Source organism: Neisseria lisongii (genome assembly GCF_028463985.1).
In the GTDB taxonomy this organism is placed as follows: Bacteria; Pseudomonadota; Gammaproteobacteria; order Burkholderiales; family Neisseriaceae; genus Neisseria; species Neisseria lisongii.
On sequence record NZ_CP116766.1, the window covers coordinates 197895 to 213962 of the forward strand.

At 53.1% G+C, this 16068-nt stretch carries 13 protein-coding genes; 10 read left to right on the forward strand and 3 right to left on the reverse strand.

Features of this window, described 5'->3' with window-relative positions:
- Positions 1-68 precede the first annotated feature (68 nt).
- The 6 genes from PJU73_RS00970 (at position 69) to recC (ending at position 9001) form a co-directional block, all read left to right on the forward strand.
- Positions 69-260, forward strand: a complete 192-nt coding sequence (locus tag PJU73_RS00970; protein WP_237091026.1) for a YqaE/Pmp3 family membrane protein — start codon at positions 69-71, stop codon at positions 258-260.
- A 79-nt stretch (positions 261-339) separates the two neighbouring features.
- Positions 340-723: a glycine cleavage system protein GcvH gene (gene gcvH / locus PJU73_RS00975; protein WP_237091027.1), complete on the forward strand. Its 384-nt coding sequence runs from the start codon at positions 340-342 to the stop codon at positions 721-723.
- Positions 724-795: 72 nt separating this feature from the next.
- Complete coding sequence (locus PJU73_RS00980; RefSeq protein ID WP_237091028.1) at positions 796-1347, forward strand: DNA-3-methyladenine glycosylase I; 552 nt, start codon at positions 796-798, stop codon at positions 1345-1347.
- 151 nt (positions 1348-1498) lie between these two features.
- Entirely contained in the window at positions 1499-2653 is a 1155-nt protein-coding gene (locus tag PJU73_RS00985; RefSeq protein WP_237091029.1) for an MFS transporter, read from the forward strand.
- A gap of 117 nt (positions 2654-2770) precedes the next feature.
- A complete protein-coding gene (gene gcvP / locus PJU73_RS00990) occupies positions 2771-5614 on the forward strand; it encodes an aminomethyl-transferring glycine dehydrogenase (protein WP_237091030.1) in 2844 nt (947 codons plus the stop codon).
- Positions 5615-5773: 159 nt separating this feature from the next.
- Entirely contained in the window at positions 5774-9001 is a 3228-nt protein-coding gene (gene recC / locus PJU73_RS00995) for an exodeoxyribonuclease V subunit gamma (RefSeq protein ID WP_237091031.1), read from the forward strand.
- 343 nt (positions 9002-9344) lie between these two features.
- Here recC and PJU73_RS01000 read toward each other — a convergent pair whose 3' ends face one another.
- Together PJU73_RS01000 and hemN are read right to left on the reverse strand one after the other, a co-directional pair.
- Complete coding sequence (locus tag PJU73_RS01000) at positions 9345-9593, reverse strand: DUF1289 domain-containing protein (RefSeq protein ID WP_237091032.1); 249 nt, start codon at positions 9591-9593, stop codon at positions 9345-9347.
- A 242-nt stretch (positions 9594-9835) separates the two neighbouring features.
- A complete protein-coding gene (gene hemN / locus PJU73_RS01005; RefSeq protein ID WP_237091033.1) occupies positions 9836-11242 on the reverse strand; it encodes an oxygen-independent coproporphyrinogen III oxidase in 1407 nt (468 codons plus the stop codon).
- A 202-nt stretch (positions 11243-11444) separates the two neighbouring features.
- Here hemN and fnr point away from each other — a divergent pair, with 202 nt between their 5' ends.
- On the forward strand, positions 11445-12179 hold the full coding sequence (gene fnr / locus PJU73_RS01010; protein WP_237091034.1) for a fumarate/nitrate reduction transcriptional regulator Fnr: 735 nt from the start codon (positions 11445-11447) through the stop codon (positions 12177-12179).
- A gap of 165 nt (positions 12180-12344) precedes the next feature.
- On the opposite strand, the gene PJU73_RS01015 is transcribed toward fnr, so the two are convergent.
- Complete coding sequence (locus tag PJU73_RS01015) at positions 12345-13295, reverse strand: CysB family HTH-type transcriptional regulator (protein ID WP_237091035.1); 951 nt, start codon at positions 13293-13295, stop codon at positions 12345-12347.
- Positions 13296-13722: 427 nt separating this feature from the next.
- Here PJU73_RS01015 and PJU73_RS01020 point away from each other — a divergent pair, with 427 nt between their 5' ends.
- The 3 genes from PJU73_RS01020 (at position 13723) to PJU73_RS01030 (ending at position 16059) form a co-directional block, all read left to right on the forward strand.
- Complete coding sequence (locus PJU73_RS01020; RefSeq protein WP_237091036.1) at positions 13723-14484, forward strand: DUF561 domain-containing protein; 762 nt, start codon at positions 13723-13725, stop codon at positions 14482-14484.
- Between the two features lie 128 nt (positions 14485-14612).
- The gene (gene thiL, locus PJU73_RS01025) at positions 14613-15581 is read left to right on the forward strand and encodes a thiamine-phosphate kinase (protein ID WP_237091037.1); all 969 of its coding nucleotides are present in this window, start codon (positions 14613-14615) and stop codon (positions 15579-15581) included.
- Positions 15568-16059: a phosphatidylglycerophosphatase A family protein gene (locus PJU73_RS01030; protein ID WP_237091038.1), complete on the forward strand. Its 492-nt coding sequence runs from the start codon at positions 15568-15570 to the stop codon at positions 16057-16059. The genes thiL and PJU73_RS01030 overlap by 14 nt, the downstream gene beginning before the upstream one ends.
- Positions 16060-16068 lie beyond the last annotated feature (9 nt).

Genomic DNA, 16068 nt, shown 5'->3' on the forward strand with positions numbered 1-16068 from the left:
GTTTTCAGACGGCATAGCTATTGAGTCAGGCCGTCTGAAAACGGCTTTTGATTTTACAAGGAACAAGAATGCGTTTGATTTTAGCGATTTTGCTGCCGTGGCTGCAGTTTTTTACCATCGGCCGCCCGTTTGCGGGCATTATCTGTCTGATTTTGCAGGTTACGCTGGTCGGCTGGCTGCCTGCGGCGATTTGGTCGGTTTATGCTTTGAGTCAGTATAAAACCGATCAGAAAATCAAAAACGCCCTGCATAAGCGCTGAACACTGTTATCAAAGTTATTAAATTCGTTCATTCGTTCCGAACACATTTACCGCAACATTTTCCAAAAGGAGAACCACCATGAGCAATATCCCAGCAGAATTGAAATACGTTGCCAGCCACGAATGGCTGCGCCCTGAAGCAGACGGTACGGTAACTGTCGGCATTACCCACCATGCCCAAGAATTGTTGGGCGACATCGTATTTGTCGAATTGCCCGAAGTCGGTGCCGAATTGGCGGCTGAAGATCAGGCGGGCGTAGTGGAATCGGTGAAAGCCGCTTCCGATGTGTATGCGCCGATTGCCGGCGAAGTGGTGGCGGTAAACGAAGATTTGCCGAGCGCCCCTGAAGCGGCCAACAGCGATCCTTACGGCGAAGGCTGGTTCTTCCGTATCAAACCGGCCAACCCTGCCGATTTGGACGGCTTGTTGAGTGCCGACGAATACGCTAAAGAAGTGGATTAATTAAAAAAAGGCCGTCTGAAAACCGTTTTTCAGACGGCCTTCTTTGACAATGTCTGCCGATTGGAACAAACGATGACATATTGCCGTTTTGTTGCCGCCCTGCCTGAAGACACGGATAACCCCAACAAGCATTATCACGATTGCGAATACGGTTTTCCGGTTACAGACGATAATGAGCTGTTCAAACGGCTGGTGTTGGAAATCAATCAGGCGGGATTGAGCTGGACGCTGATATTGAACAAACAGGCCGAATTTCAGACGGCCTATTGCGGTTTTGACATTGCCGCCGTGGCGGCATTTGGCGAAGCGGAACGGACACGGCTGCTGAACGATGCCGGTATCGTGCGCAACCGCCTGAAAATCGAGGCGGCAATCTACAACGCCCGCCAAATCCTGTTGCTGCAACAGACGCACGGATCGTTTTACAACTGGCTGGCGGCGCATCATCCCTGTTCTAAAAACGAATGGGTGAAACTGTTTAAACAGCATTTCAAATTTGTCGGCGGCGAAATCGTTGGCGAATTTCTGATGAGTATCGGCTACCTGCCCGGTGCGCATGAAACCTGTTGTCCGGTTTTTGCCGAAGTGATGAAGCGTAAGCCTAAATGGGCGGAAGCCGTCTGAAAAGCTGATTTGACAGTGGCTTAACTAAAAAGTATCACGCTGGTTTACCTTATGGACGGTATTGTTTTCAACACCGGCTTTTTCAGTTAATCCATTGCTGCCCGAAATAATCTGAGCCATATCAAGCGGGTGGAGAATAAAAGAAAACCTAATGAAACTCAACCGCTTATTGAAATATGCCGTTTTTCTGGTCGGCATGTCTGCCTTTATCCAAGTGTATTCGGTGCAGGCGGTGTTGCCGCTGTTGATGGCGGAATTACACGCCGGAGAAGTGCAGGCGGGTTTGGCGGTGGGCGCGACGGTGTTGGGCGTGGCGCTGATGTCGCCGTTTATGGGTATGCTTTCGGACGCTTTCGGCAGAAAATGGCTGATTGTCGGCTCGGTACTGTATCTGGCATTGCCTACGGCGTTGCTGGCGTTTGCGCCGAATATCGAAATATTGACCCTGTTCCGCCTGCTGCAAGGCTTGGCCGTGCCGGGGATTACTGTGGTTTTGATTGCCTATATCGGCGAGGAATTTAAAAAACACGAAGTGGTGCAACTGATGACACTGTATGTGTCGGGAACAGTGTTCGGCGGTTTTTCCGGCAGATTTATGCTCGGACATTTGACCGAATGGCTGGGCTGGCGCAGCGCATTTCTGGTGATGGCGGCATTAAGCGCCGCCTGCGCCGTGTTTGTGTGGAAACAGTTGCCCAAATCGCAGAATTTTGTCGCCAAACCGCATATTCAGACGGCTTTGGCAACGCTGAAATCCCATTTGCACAATCGGGTGGTACTGGCGGCGGGCGCATTGGGCGGCTGCGTGCTGTTTTCGCTGGTCGGCTGCTTTACCTATATCAACCTGCACTTGGCGCAGCCGCCGTATGCCTTGGGCAGCAGCGCTTTGGCGAATATTTTTACCGTGTATTTAATCGGTATGGTGATTACGCCCTTGTCGGCAAAACTCATCCGCAGCTTCGGCAGCCGAATCACCATTTTTATCGCCGTCGGCCTGTCGATGGCGGGCGTATTGCTGGCGTATGCCCAACCCCTGTGGCTGATTGTTGTCGGCTTAACCATGATGTCGTCCGGCGTGTTTATCACGCAGGCGGCAACGATTAACTACATCGCCGAACATGTGAAAGAAGGCCGATCGCTGGCTTCAGGGCTGTATTACATGGCGTATTACAGCGGCGGCACCATCGGCGCATGGCTGTGCGGGCTGGCGTATGCCGCCGGACAGTGGACGGCGGTGATATGCGTGCTGCTGTCGGTGCAGACCGCCGCCCTGCTGATTGCCAAAAAAGGCATGCAGGCCGTCTGAAAACCGCATTGTTCCGCAAACCGCATTTTCAGACGGCATCGTGCCGCCAACAACCCATGAAAATAAGGCAGGCCGTTGCCGACGGCATTGCTGTTTACTGTAAAGGAAAGAAACGATATGGACTTGAACGAACTTTTTAACCCCAACGAATTTGCCGCCCGTCATTTGAGCTTCAAAGATGAAGCGGAACTTTTGGCGGCACTCGGCGAAGAGAGCATGGAAACTTTTGTGGACAACACCGTGCCGCAGAGTATCCGTATGCCGTCCGAACTCGACTTGCCCGAAGCGCTGACCGAAGCGCAGGCATTGGCCAAGCTCAAAAGCATTGCCGCCAAAAACAAAGTGGCGAAAAGCTATATCGGTTTGGGCTATTATCCGACCCGTTTGCCGAACGTGATTTTGCGCAATGTCTTGGAAAATCCGGGTTGGTACACCGCCTACACCCCGTATCAGGCAGAAATCGCCCAAGGCCGTTTGGAAGCCTTGCTGAATTTCCAACAAGTCTGTATCGACCTGACCGGCTTTGAAGTAGCGGGCGCATCGCTGCTGGACGAAGCCACCGCCGCCGCCGAAGCCATGGCAATGGCAAAACGGGTCGGCAAAGTCAAAAGCAATCAGTTTTTCGTTGACGAACGGGTGTATCCGCAAACCTTAGACGTGATGAAAACCCGTGCCAAATACTTCGGCTTTGAATTGGTGGTCGGCAGTCTGGCGCAAGCCGCCGAGGGCGAATATTTTGGCGCACTGCTGCAATATGTCGGCAAAGACGGCGACGTTGCCGATTTGGGCGGCGTGATTGCCGGTTTGAAAGAAAAAGGCACAATCGTTGCCGTTGCCGCCGACATCATGAGCTTGGTATTGCTCAAATCGCCGGCCGAACTCGGTGCCGATATTGCACTGGGCAACACCCAACGTTTCGGCGTACCGATGGGCTTCGGCGGCCCGCACGCCGCCTATTTCGCCTTTAAAGACGAGTTCAAACGCTCTGCTCCCGGCCGCATCATCGGCGTGTCCAAAGACGCTTCCGGCAAACCGGCGCTGCGTATGGCACTCTCTACCCGCGAACAGCATATCCGCCGCGAAAAAGCCACGTCCAATATCTGTACCGCCCAAGCGCTGCTGGCGAATCTGGCGGGCATGTATGCCGTGTACCACGGCCCCGAAGGCGTGAAACGCATTGCCAACCGCATTCACGCCTTGGCCGCCGCATTTGCCGATGCGCTGGTTTCAGACGGCATTCAAGTGGTGCATGAAGTCTTCTTTGACACCGTATTGGCAGACTTGGGCGAGCGTGCCGAAAGTGTGTACCAAAATGCCCTCAACGCAGGCTACAACCTGCGCCGTGTCGGCGGCAACCGCTTGGCCGTTGCATTCAGCGAAGAATCCGACCCGCAGGAATTGGCAGAACTGGTGCAGCTCTTTACCGGAAAAGCCTTTGCCGCAAAAAGCATTGAAGGCCGTCTGAAAACCGACCTGCTGCGCAGCGACGACATTCTCACCCACGAAGTGTTCAACCGTTACCATACCGAACACGAAATGCTGCGCTACCTGAAAAAACTCGAAGAGCGAGATTTGGCGATGAACCGCAGCATGATTTCACTGGGCAGCTGCACCATGAAACTCAACGCCACCGCCGAAATGTTGCCGGTAACTTGGGCAGAATTTGCCAATATCCACCCGTTTGCCCCGCAAGAACAGGTCGCAGGCTACCGTGAAATGCTGGCGCAACTGACCGGTTTCCTGAAAGCAATTACCGGTTTTGATGCCATATCCATGCAGCCGAATTCCGGCGCACAAGGCGAATACAGCGGTATGCTCGCCATCCGCCGCTACCACGAAGCCAACGGCAACCCCGACCGCAACGTTTGCCTGATTCCGAAATCGGCACACGGCACCAACCCCGCCACCGCCGCCATGCTCGGCATGAAAGTCGTGGTGGTCGATACCGACGAACACGGCAACGTCAAAGTGGACGATCTCAAAGCCAAAGCCGAACAATACAGCGACACCCTCGGCGCATTGATGATTACCTATCCATCGACCCACGGCGTGTACGAAGAAAGCATTCGCGAAATCTGCAGCATTATCCACGACCACGGCGGCCAAGTGTATATGGACGGTGCCAACCTCAATGCCCAAATCGGCATCATGCAGCCGGCCGAAGTCGGCGCAGACGTGTTGCACATGAACCTGCACAAAACCTTCTGCATTCCGCACGGCGGCGGCGGCCCCGGCATGGGTCCGATCGGCTTGAAAGCCCACCTCGCCCCATTCGCCCCCGGCCATGTCCTGACCGACAACGGCAGCGAAAGCGCCACCCAAGGCGCAGTATCCGCCGCCGCATTCGGTTCCGCCAGCATTTTGCCGATTACCTGGATGTACATCACCATGATGGGCAAACAAGGCATGAAACAGGCAACCCGTTGGGCGCTCCTAAACGCCAACTACGTTGCCAAATCCCTGAGCGAAGACTACCCGATTCTCTACACCGGCAAAAACGGCAGAGTAGCGCACGAATGTATCGTTGATCTGCGTCCGCTCAAAGCCGAAAGCGGCATCACCGAAACCGACATCGCCAAACGCCTGATGGACTACGGTTTCCACGCCCCAACTGTGTCCTTCCCTGTGGCAGGCACACTGATGGTCGAACCGACCGAGTCCGAAAGCAAAGCCGAACTCGACCGCTTTATCGCCGCCCTGAAACAGATCAAACAGGAAGTGTTGAAAGTGCAAAACGGCGGCTGGCCGCAAGACGACAACCCGCTGGTCAACGCCCCGCACACCGCCGCCAACGTTACCGCCGCAGAATGGACGCACCCATACAGCCGAGAAGAAGCCGTATTCCCGCTGCCGTATGTCCGTGAAAACAAATTCTGGCCGAGCGTGAATCGGGTGGACGATGTGTACGGCGACCGCAACCTAATCTGCACCTGCCCGCCGATTGAATCCTACGAAAGCTGATTGCCGCTAGGTTAGCGTGCATAAACCAAGCCGTCTGAAAACTTAATTTTCAGACGGCTTTTTTCATAGCAAGAGTTTGCCGTTTTGCCGGCCTGCTTTGTCTGAAATACGGTGATTTCGGCTATAATGAACCTACTATTTTTGCCGGGTCGCTATCTTATGTTTTATCTGTATCAATCCAACCGTTTGGAATCGCTTGCGGCGCTGTTTTGCCGTATTCAGAAAATCAATCCGCTGTCTGATCCGTGGGCGGAAGAGGAAGTGGTGGTGCAGAGTCAGGGCATGCGCCGTTATTTGAGCGCTTGTTTGGCAAGGGAAACGGGGGTGGCGGCGAATTTGAAATTCAGTTTGCCGGCGGGGCTGACGTGGCGGCTGATGCGGCGGGTGTTGCTGGATATTCCGGAAAACAGTCCGTTTGCGCCGGAGGTGATGCGTTGGCGGCTGGTGGATTTGTTCCGCAGTGATGGTTTTCAGACGGCCTCTGAATTTGCGCTCAGCCGTGCAGCGTTGCAGAGTTATCTTGCGGGCAGCGAGTCGGCGGATTATCAGTTGGGCGGGCTGCTGGCGGATATTTTCGACCAGTATTTGGTGTACCGCCCGCAGTGGATTGAGGCGTGGCGGCAGGGGAAACTGCTGGATTTGGGCGGCGATGAGGGCTGGCAGGCGGAGTTGTGGCGTTATCTTGACGACGGTTCGCAGTCGGCGCTGCACCGTGTGGCGTTGTGGGCGCAGCTTTTGCAGCGGTTGGAACAACGGCATTTGCCCGAACGGCTGTTTGTGTTCGGGATTTCGACGATGGCGCCGATGTATCTGCAGCTTTTGCAGAAGATTGCCGAACATTGTGATGTGTTTATGTTTGCCTTGAACCCGAGTGCGCAGTATTGGGGCAATGTGATTGAACCGGCGCAGATTCTGCAGGGCGGCGACGAGGCGGATTTGACGCAGAGCGGCCACCCGCTGCTGGCTTCGTTGGGCAAACAGGGGCGGGACTTTTTTGATTTTCTGTCGGAAATCGAGATGGAAACGCCGGTGTTTGAAAGCGATGACGTTGAGGGTGCGCCCGGTCTGCTGCACCGTTTGCAGCAGGATATTCAGAATCTTCGGATGCCGTCTGAAAATCGTGAGGATAATGTCGGCAGTCTGCACGACGGTTCGATTCAGATTGTGTCGGCACACAGTCCGCTGCGGGAATTGCAGATTCTGCGGGATAAACTGTTGAAAATGCTTGCCGACCATCCGGATTGGCAGCCGCACGATATTGCGGTGCTGACACCCGACATCAGCCCGTACACGCCGTTTATCGAAGCAGTGTTCGGCAAGGCGGCGGGCGGCGGGCAGCCGTTGCCGTATTCTGTTTCCGATGTCAAAATCAGCCGCAACCAGCCGTTGCTGACCGCATTGGCGCAACTGCTGGCATGTTTGGAAGGGCGGTTTGAAGTCGATCAGGTGTTGGCTTTGCTGGACAACCGTTTGGTGCGGGAACGCTTTGAATTGTCGCAAGACGATATGCCGCTTTTGAAAGATACGGCGGCGCAGCTCAATATCCATTGGGGCTGGGACGGCAGTATGCGTGGCGGAGGCGACAATCTGTTTACTTGGCAGCAGGCGCTGGAACGTTTGGTGTCGGGCTGGCTGATGCCCGAAGGGGCGGCGATGTGGCACAACATCAGCGCATGGCATGCCGACATCAACCGGCTGGCGGTGTTTGCCCGTTTTACCGCATTTGTCCGCACGTTGGCGGAAATCTATCAGGCTTGGCAGCAACCGGCCGATACGGCGGTTTGGGTGCAGCGTATCCGTGATACGTCGGCGGCGCTGTTTGCACCCGATAAAGCAGATCAGGCAGCATTGCAACAGTTTGAACAGGCGCTGGCGGCGTGGCAGCAGGATACCGATACCGCCGGTTTCAACGGAGATTTGCCGCTGCATACCGTAATCCGCCACATCAGCCGTTTTCTCAACAGCGAAAGTCAGGCAGGCTTCCTGCGGGGCGGGATTACTTTTTGCAGCATGGTGCCGATGCGCAGCCTACCGTTTAAAGTGATTTGCCTGCTGGGACTGAACGACGGCAGTTTCCCCCGCAATACCCGTGCCGCCGAATTCGACCTGATTGCCCGCCACCCGCAAAAAGGCGACCGCGCCCGCCGCGATGACGACCGCTATCTGTTTTTAGAAGCCTTAATCAGCGCACGGGACGTGCTGTATCTGTCGTATGTCGGCCGCAATATCCGCACCGATGAAGCACTTGCCCCCTCGCCGCTGCTCAACGAACTGGTCGATACCGTGGCCGCCATGACCGGCGTTTCCGGCAAAAACCTGTTGGAAAACTGGATAGAGCAACACCCGTTGCAGGCGTTTTCGCACCGCTATTTTGCCGCAAGGCCGTCTGAAAACGGCGTTTCCGCCTTTATCAGCACCCGCAGCGACTACGCCCAAGCCCTTGCCCAAGCACCTGAAACAGCGCAGCCGTTTTGGGTGGAAGCATTAAACGAAGCCGAACCCGAAACCATCATCGCCCAACACCGTTTGACCGCATTCTGGCGCAATCCGCTGAAATATTGGCTGCAACACAATCTGGCGTGGCGGGAACCGTATTTTGACGAAACATTGGCTGCAGGCGAACCGTTTGAGCCGGAACATACCGAAAAAATCATGGACGCTTATCTCGAAGCCCGCCGCAACCGGCAGGATTTTGCCGAAACCGCCGCCCGCCTGCAGGCCGAAAGCCTGTTGCCTTCGGGCGAACTCGGCAAATTGTGGCAGCAGGATTTCCAAACGCTCGCCAAACAAATCGACGGCGAACTGCTCGACAGCCGCCTGTTACCGCCGCAAACCTATGAACTGACCATCGGCGGCGCAACGCTGCACGGCAGTCTCAGCCATCTGCATCAGGCGGGCAGAATCATCTTTAAAAACCGCAATCTAAGCTATCCCGACAAAGTCGCCGCTTTGCTCGAACATTTACTGTTTTGCGCCGTAAGACCGTCTGAAACCGACAGTTGCCGCACCTATTGGGTTATCGGCGGCGAAACCCAAATCCTGAACGACATTCCGCAGCAGCAGGCATCGGCATTTCTGGAAAGCTGGGTGCAGTATTTCCAAATCGGGCAACAACGCCCGCTACCGTTTTTCGCCCGCCTAAGCTGGCAGACGGCGGAAAAATACTGTAAATCCGAATCCGATTGGGATACCGCCCGTCAAGAAGCATGGACGCTGTATCACGGCAAGAAAAACCAAACCGCCCAAAAAAGCTATACCGAAGCAGCGCTGGTGTTCGGCAATGATGAACAAGAACCGGTGGAAACGCCGCTGTTCCGACATCTGATTGAAGATATGCTGGCACCGGCAATGGCAGCAGCGTTTGGGGAAGAAAAAGCAGCGGAATAAATAAAAGAAGAGAGGCCGTCTGAAAACCGTAGGTTTCGCTAAAACGAGCAAAGCGAGTTTCTGCGAAGCTAAAATCGTGATCGTGCAACGGGCTTGATTTATGGTTGAAATCCCGAATGTTCCGTAAAAATCGGTAGCTATAGGGCGTAGGTTGGGTCTCGCCCCAACATTATTGAAAAAACCTTGAAATATAGTGGATTCACTTTAAAAGTAGTACAAGGCGAGCCAACGCTGTAATACTTTTAAAGTGAATTCACGATATAATATTTTGTTGGGTTACGCTCGTACTTCGCCCGCCGCAGCCTACGCTGGTTTTGTTTGGAAAATATAGTTCCATTCAGTCTTAAAACCCGAAATCCATCTGAATATCGTCCGGATTCACGGTTTCGCCGGATTGGGCGGCACGCTGGCGGATTTTTGCCCGCCGCTGTGCCAACAGCCGCATTACTTGGTGTTTTTGGTCGTCCGACATCTGCAGCCAATACAGCCGTTCTTCACGGCTGCGCAGGCAGCCTTTGCAATAGCCTTTGGCATTGGCTTGGCATACGCCGATACACGGGCTGGGAATGGTAAAAAAATCGGGCTGCTGCATAAGGGTGTCGGATACGCAGGAATAATGGTTTGATTGTATATAGTGAATTTACTTTAAAAGTATGACGGCGTTGTCTCGCCTAGCCGTATTATTCATACTGTCTTCGGCTCGCCGCCTTGTCCTACTTTTAGTAAATTCACTATAGCAGAATCGGTAAAAAAGACAAACCGAAAATATCTGTCTGATGTATCAATGCCGTCTGAAAATCGGGTTTTCAGACGGCATCATCGTTTCGGTTTTATCTAAACCGTTTGCGAATATTTGGCGGTGGTTTCTTTATGCCGCAGGTGGTAGTCGAACACCATTGCAATATTGCGGATTAGGAAGCGGCCTTTGGGCGTAACCTGCAGGCCGTTGGCTTTGAGCTGCACCAGTCCCAATTCCGCCATCTGCTGCAAATCGGCGAGTTCGTCTTTGAAATAAACGGGAAACGGGATGCCGAACATATCTTCGTACAGGGAAAAATCCAGTACGAAGCGGCACATCAGGTCTTGAATGATGTTGCGGCGCAAGATGTCGTCTTGGTTGAGCTGGTAGCCCCGCATAACGGGTAGGCGGCCTGCGTCGATGGCGGCGTAGTAGGCATCGATGTCCCGCTCGTTTTGGGCGTAGGTACTACCGATTTTGCCGATACTGGATACGCCGATGGCCACCAAATCGCAGTCGGCATAAGTCGAATAACCTTGGAAGTTGCGTTGCAGCCAGCCTTCTCTGAGGGCGATGGAAAGCTCGTCGTCGGGTTTGGCGAAATGGTCCATGCCGATAAAGACATAGCCGCGCTCGGTCAGGGTTTGTACGCAGTATTGCAGCATATCGAGTTTTTCTTCGCTACCGGGAACGGCGGCGGTGTCGATGCGGCGCTGCGGTTTGAAAATGTGCGGCAGGTGGGCGTAGTGGTAGAGGGCGAGCCGGTCGGGGTCGAGGCTCAATACGGTGTCGATGGTGGTTTTGATGCTTTCGACCGACTGGTGCGGCAGGCCATAAATCAAATCGACACTCACGGATTTGAAACCGGCTTCGCGGGCGGCATCAATCACTTCTTTGGTTTCTTCAAAACTCTGAATGCGGTTCACGGCTTCTTGAACTTTGGGATCGAAATCCTGAATGCCCACGCTCATGCGGTTGAAGCCGAGTTTGCCCAAATGCAGCACGGTTTCCCGGCTGACTTTGCGGGGGTCGATTTCGATGGAGTATTCGCCGTTGGGAATCAGCTCGAAGTAGGTGCGGATCATGGCGAAAACCCGTTCGAGCTGGTCGTCGCTCAAAAAAGTGGGCGTGCCGCCGCCGAAATGCAGTTGCGCCAGTTTTTGCCGGCCGTTGAGGTGCGGCGCAAGCAGTGCCATTTCTTTTTCGAGATACTCGATATAGGCATCGGCACGGGATTTGTCTTTGGTGATGATTTTGTTGCAGCCGCAGTAGTAGCAGATGGTGTTGCAAAAAGGAATGTGGATATAAAGCGAAAGGGGCTTGTTTAAAGCCCCTAAGTTGCGCAAGCTCAGAGCGTGGCGGTATTTTTCTTCGTCAAAGCCGCTGTGGAAACGGTCGGCGGTAGGGTATGAAGTATAGCGGGGGCCGCTTTGGGGCAGGCTGGCAATCAGGTCGCGGTCGAACTCGGGTTGTTCGCTGTTTTTGATGGTAATGATTTTCATATTATAAAAAGCAGTGTGTGTTAATGAAGGGATTAGTAAAAAAGCAGATAATTTGATAGAATGCCACACTACCATATTATGGTAAACCTGCATTGATGTATGTCAATCATGGATAAGTTCCCTTCAAACGGGGTATGCCCGCTTTCGGGCCGCTACTTCAATCAGCCGCTGCAAGAAGTTTAGAAAAAAGGTATTCTGCGTTATGACCGCTCACAACCCTCCGTCTCAGATGAAAGCACTCTGCTCAACGTGTTCGCTGCGTGAGCTTTGCCTGCCTGTCGGCCTGCTGCCCGGCGAGTTTTCGCAACTCGATGCCGTTATCCGCCAAAGCCGACGTCTGAAAAAGGGTGAATACCTGTTTCGTGCCGGCGAGCCGTTTACCTCGCTGTTTGCCATTCGTGCGGGCTTTTTCAAAACCACCGTTGCCAGTCAGGACGGTCGGGATCAGGTAACCGGCTTTTTTATGTCGGGCGAACTGATCGGTATGGACGGCATTTGTTCGCATGTCCACAGCTGCGATGCGGTGGCGCTGGAAGACAGTGAAGTGTGCGAGCTGCCGTTTGCCCATATGGAAGAGTTGGGTCAAAATATCCCCAGCCTGCAAACCCATTTTTTCCGTCTGATGAGCAGGGAAATCGTCCGAGATCAGGGCGTAATGCTGCTGTTGGGCAATATGCGTGCCGAAGAGCGGCTGACCGCATTTCTGCTGAACCTGTCCAACCGCTTGTATTCCCGTGGCTTTGCCGCTAATGAATTTGTCTTGAGAATGTCCCGTGAAGAAATCGGCAGTTATCTGGGCCTGAAACTGGAAACCGTCAGCCGCACATTGTCCAAGTTCCATAACGAAGGCTTGATTTCGGTGGAACACAAACACATTAAAATCCTCGACCCGCAGGCGCTGAAAAAAATCGTGTCCGGATGTACGCAGGCGATTTAAGACAAGATTTGGAATACAAAAACAGCAGCGGAATGCTGCTGTTTTTTAGTGTCGGATAAATCACCAAGGCCGTCTGAAAACCTGATTTAGCTTCGCAGAAACTCGCATTACCCGTTTTAGCGAAACCTACGGTTTTCAGACGGCCTCTTAACATCAAACCGGATATTAAATCGAGAAATCCTCTTCAATCGGCGCATACAGCATACGGTCAATCGTTTCACGGGTCAGTTTCGGCGCAAACATATTGATGAAATCATAAGCATAGCCGCGCAGATAGGTATCTGCACGCACCGCCACCCAAATCGGCGAAGCATCAAACAAATGGCCGGCATCGACCAGCTGCAAATCGGCATCGATAGTTGGGTCGTAAGCGATTTTCTCGATAATGCCGACCCCCAAACCCAGTTTGACATAGGTTTTCAACACATCAGTATCGTCCGCCGACAACATTTTTTCCGGCAAAGGCAGGCGTGCTTTTTGAAATGCACGGGAGATATTGCTCTGCGGATGAAAGCCGAATTCGTGCATAATCAGCGGAAATGTTGCCAAATCTTCGATTTTCAAAGGATTTCGGCACTCAAGCAGTGGGTGGTCGTGCGGCACGATAACGGCGTGTCCCCACTCGCCGCAAGGCAGTTTGCGCAGTTCGGGGTGGATTTCCACGCTTTCGGTGATGATGGCCAAATCCGCCTCATTATTACCGACCATCTGCGCCACCGCCGACGGGCTACCCTGTTTGACGGTCAGATTTACCTTGGGATAACGTTTGACAAACGCCGCCACCACCGCCGGTAAGATATAACGTGCCTGCGTATGCGTGGCGGCAACCGCCAGCGAGCCGCTGTCGTGGTCGGTAAATTCGCTACCGATGTTTTTAATGTTTTGCACATCACGCAAAATCCGTTCAGAAATTTCCAACACCGCCTTGCCCGGTTGCGAAACCGATACCACCCGCTTGCCGCTGCGGATAAAAATCTGAATGCCCAATTCTTCTTCCAAAAGCCGGATTTGCTTGGAAATGCCCGGTTGCGAAGTAAACAGCGCCTCCGCCGCCTCCGATACATTAAGGTTGTGGCGGTAAACTTCGAGGGCGTAGCGGAGCTGTTGTAATTTCATAATAATCGGTGTGGGTTTTATGCGACAAAACGGTGTCTAATTTAGCATATTTTCCCCGCTTCTGCGCCGGTTGCGATAATTAATGGATTAAATTTTTGTTTTTAAAAAAATTATCCGTACGGTTTGATAGGCGGTAGGCCGTCTGAAAAAGCTAATGTTGTTTTTGTACAACGAGAATGGCAGCAGAGCGGCAATTTCCGCTTAAATAAATGACACGGCGTTGATTTTTCGGCATGATTAACGCTGAGGAAGCAGACGGTCGGAGAGTGGTTCAGAGGCATTCAGTCTTGACGTTTGCCCCTTGCTTCTTTATAGTGTAATCCGACATATCCGATTTGCCGACATTTTATATGCGGCCTGTATATTGGTAATTTGCGGCGGTTGCCTTCAGTATCCGTTGCATAATAAATTTTGATGAGGGAATAAAATGACCAAACAGCTGAAATTAAGCGCATTGTTTGTTGCCTTGGTTGCATCTGGTACTGCAATGGCAAGTGAAGCACATACCAAACACGGTTACACCGTAAGCAGCAAATCTCAAGAAGTTGTTCGCAACAACTACGGCGAGTGCTGGAAAAACACATACTTCGACAAAGCCTCTCAAGGCCGTATCGAATGTGGCGACCGTGAAGCCGTTGCTGCTGTTGAGCAAGCTCCTGAGTACGTTGAAGAAACCGTATCTCTGTCTTCTAAAACTCTGTTCGGCTTCGACAAAGACGCTCTGCGTGTAGAAGCTCAAGAGAACCTGAATACTTTGGCTCAACGTTTGAGCGATGTTAAAGTACAAACTGTACGTGTTGAAGGCCACACCGACTTTATGGGTTCTGACGAGTACAACCAAGCCCTGTCTGAGCGTCGTGCCAATGTTGTAGCCAACTACTTGGTGGCTCAAGGCGTACCTTCAAGCAAAATCTCTGCTGTAGGTTTGGGTGAATCTCAAGCACGCATGACTGCTGCTTGTGAAGCCGAAGTTGCCCAACTGGGTAAAAAAGTTTCTAAAGCTAAGAAACGTGCTGCTCTGATCGCATGTATCGAGCCTGACCGTCGTGTAGATGTGAAAATCCGCAGCGTGGTAACCCGCCAAGTTGCTCCGGGTCAATCTGTTGAAGGCCAAGGCGAGCGTCCTGCTGTTGATGAAGGTTGGATTCCTTCTCCATACAACGGCGTACACGGTTACGCTAAACCTTAATCAGGTTTGTGAAAAATCCCCGCTTTTGCGGGGATTTTTTGTTGGGTGGAGATGTATTCGCAACAGGGCAAAACTTCACGCCTGCTTTATCGGCTGGTATGATAACCGGCTTTCGGAAAGGATAAACGATGACGGAATTTGATTTTATCCGGCGTTATTTAAAACAGCAAAACGATGCTGATGTGGTGTTGGGTATCGGCGATGATGCGGCGATTGTCCGACCCCGCAGCGGCTTCGATTTGTGTTTCAGCAGCGATATGCTGCTGAAAAACGTCCATTTTTTTGCCGATGTTTCGCCTGAAGATTTAGCGTGGAAAGTGTTGGCGGTCAATATTTCCGATATGGCGGCGATGGGTGCAGTGCCTCGCTGGGCGCTGCTCAGCGCCGGTTTGCCAGAATTGGAAGCCGATTGGCTGCAGCGTTTTTGCGACAGTCTGTTTGCCTTGGCGCAGCGTTTCGGGGTTACACTGATTGGCGGCGATACCACACGGGGCGATTTGGTGTTTAATGTTACGATTGCCGGAGAGTTACCGCAGGGGCAAGGCTTGCAGCGACATGCGGCGCAGGCGGGGGACGATATTTGGGTCAGCGGTAGAATCGGCTTGGCGGCGGCGGCGTTGCAATGCCGTCTGAAAAAGTGCGAATTGCCGCCGGCGGTGTTTGCCGTTTGCGAACAGGCGCTACTGCGGCCGTTTCCCCGTGTGGCGTTAGGGCAAGCCGTGTTGCCGTTTGCCCGTGCCGCTTTAGATATTTCAGACGGCCTTGCCCAAGACCTCGGGCATATTCTGCAGGCTTCGGGTGTGGGCGCAACAGTGTGGCTGGACGCTTTGCCGACCTTGCCTGAATTAAAAACGCTGTTGCCCGAAGCCCAATGGCAAGCTTGTGTGTTGGCGGGCGGCGATGATTACGAGCTGGTGTTTACCGCACCCGCCGAGCAACGCCGTGCCATTTTGGAAGCGGCACAACGCAGCAATACGCCGGTCAGCAGAATCGGCATTATTACCGAAACAGGCCGTCTGAAAATCACCCGTTCGGCCGATGACGATAGCGAAATTCAATTAACGAATACAGGATTTGATCATTTTGACTCCATTTAAACCGACTTTCTCATGGTTGCGCCAGCGGCCGCAGTGTCTGCTGGCATTCGGCTTCGGGAGCGGCTTGGCACCGAAAGCCCCCGGTACATTCGGCACGCTGGCGGCGTTGCCGATTGCCTTTGTTGCCCATTTATGCGGCATTTCCGGCGGATTGCTGGCAATAGTGAGCATGCTGCTGTTTATTCTCGGTATCGGCATTTGCAACCGTGCCGAGCGGGAACTGGGTATTCAGGACTACGGCGGCATCGTGTGGGACGAAATGGTCGCCATGTGGCTGATACTCGCCTGCGTGCCGTTTAAATGGTCGTGGTGGCTGGCGGCGTTTGTCTTGTTTCGGATTTTCGATGCCGCCAAACCGTGGCCGATTAAATGGTTTGACCGGCGGGTACACGGCGGTTTCGGCATTATGCTGGACGACATTATCGCTGCCCTGATGACCATGCTGGTGCTGCATAGCGCCGCATGGCTGTTCGGTTGAATACTTCGA

Excerpts from the sequence above, each read along its gene's own strand:
- PJU73_RS00970 (WP_237091026.1), top strand. The coding sequence starts at position 69 with ATGCGTTTGATTTTAGCGATTTTGCTGCCGTGGCTGCAGTTTTTTACC.
- gcvH (WP_237091027.1), top strand. The coding sequence starts at position 340 with ATGAGCAATATCCCAGCAGAATTGAAATACGTTGCCAGCCACGAATGG.
- PJU73_RS00980 (WP_237091028.1), top strand. The coding sequence starts at position 796 with ATGACATATTGCCGTTTTGTTGCCGCCCTGCCTGAAGACACGGATAAC.
- PJU73_RS00985 (WP_237091029.1), top strand. The coding sequence starts at position 1,499 with ATGAAACTCAACCGCTTATTGAAATATGCCGTTTTTCTGGTCGGCATG.
- gcvP (WP_237091030.1), top strand. The coding sequence starts at position 2,771 with ATGGACTTGAACGAACTTTTTAACCCCAACGAATTTGCCGCCCGTCAT.
- recC (WP_237091031.1), top strand. The coding sequence starts at position 5,774 with ATGTTTTATCTGTATCAATCCAACCGTTTGGAATCGCTTGCGGCGCTG.
- PJU73_RS01000 (WP_237091032.1), bottom strand. The coding sequence starts at position 9,593 with ATGCAGCAGCCCGATTTTTTTACCATTCCCAGCCCGTGTATCGGCGTA.
- hemN (WP_237091033.1), bottom strand. The coding sequence starts at position 11,242 with ATGAAAATCATTACCATCAAAAACAGCGAACAACCCGAGTTCGACCGC.
- fnr (WP_237091034.1), top strand. The coding sequence starts at position 11,445 with ATGACCGCTCACAACCCTCCGTCTCAGATGAAAGCACTCTGCTCAACG.
- PJU73_RS01015 (WP_237091035.1), bottom strand. The coding sequence starts at position 13,295 with ATGAAATTACAACAGCTCCGCTACGCCCTCGAAGTTTACCGCCACAAC.
- PJU73_RS01020 (WP_237091036.1), top strand. The coding sequence starts at position 13,723 with ATGACCAAACAGCTGAAATTAAGCGCATTGTTTGTTGCCTTGGTTGCA.
- thiL (WP_237091037.1), top strand. The coding sequence starts at position 14,613 with ATGACGGAATTTGATTTTATCCGGCGTTATTTAAAACAGCAAAACGAT.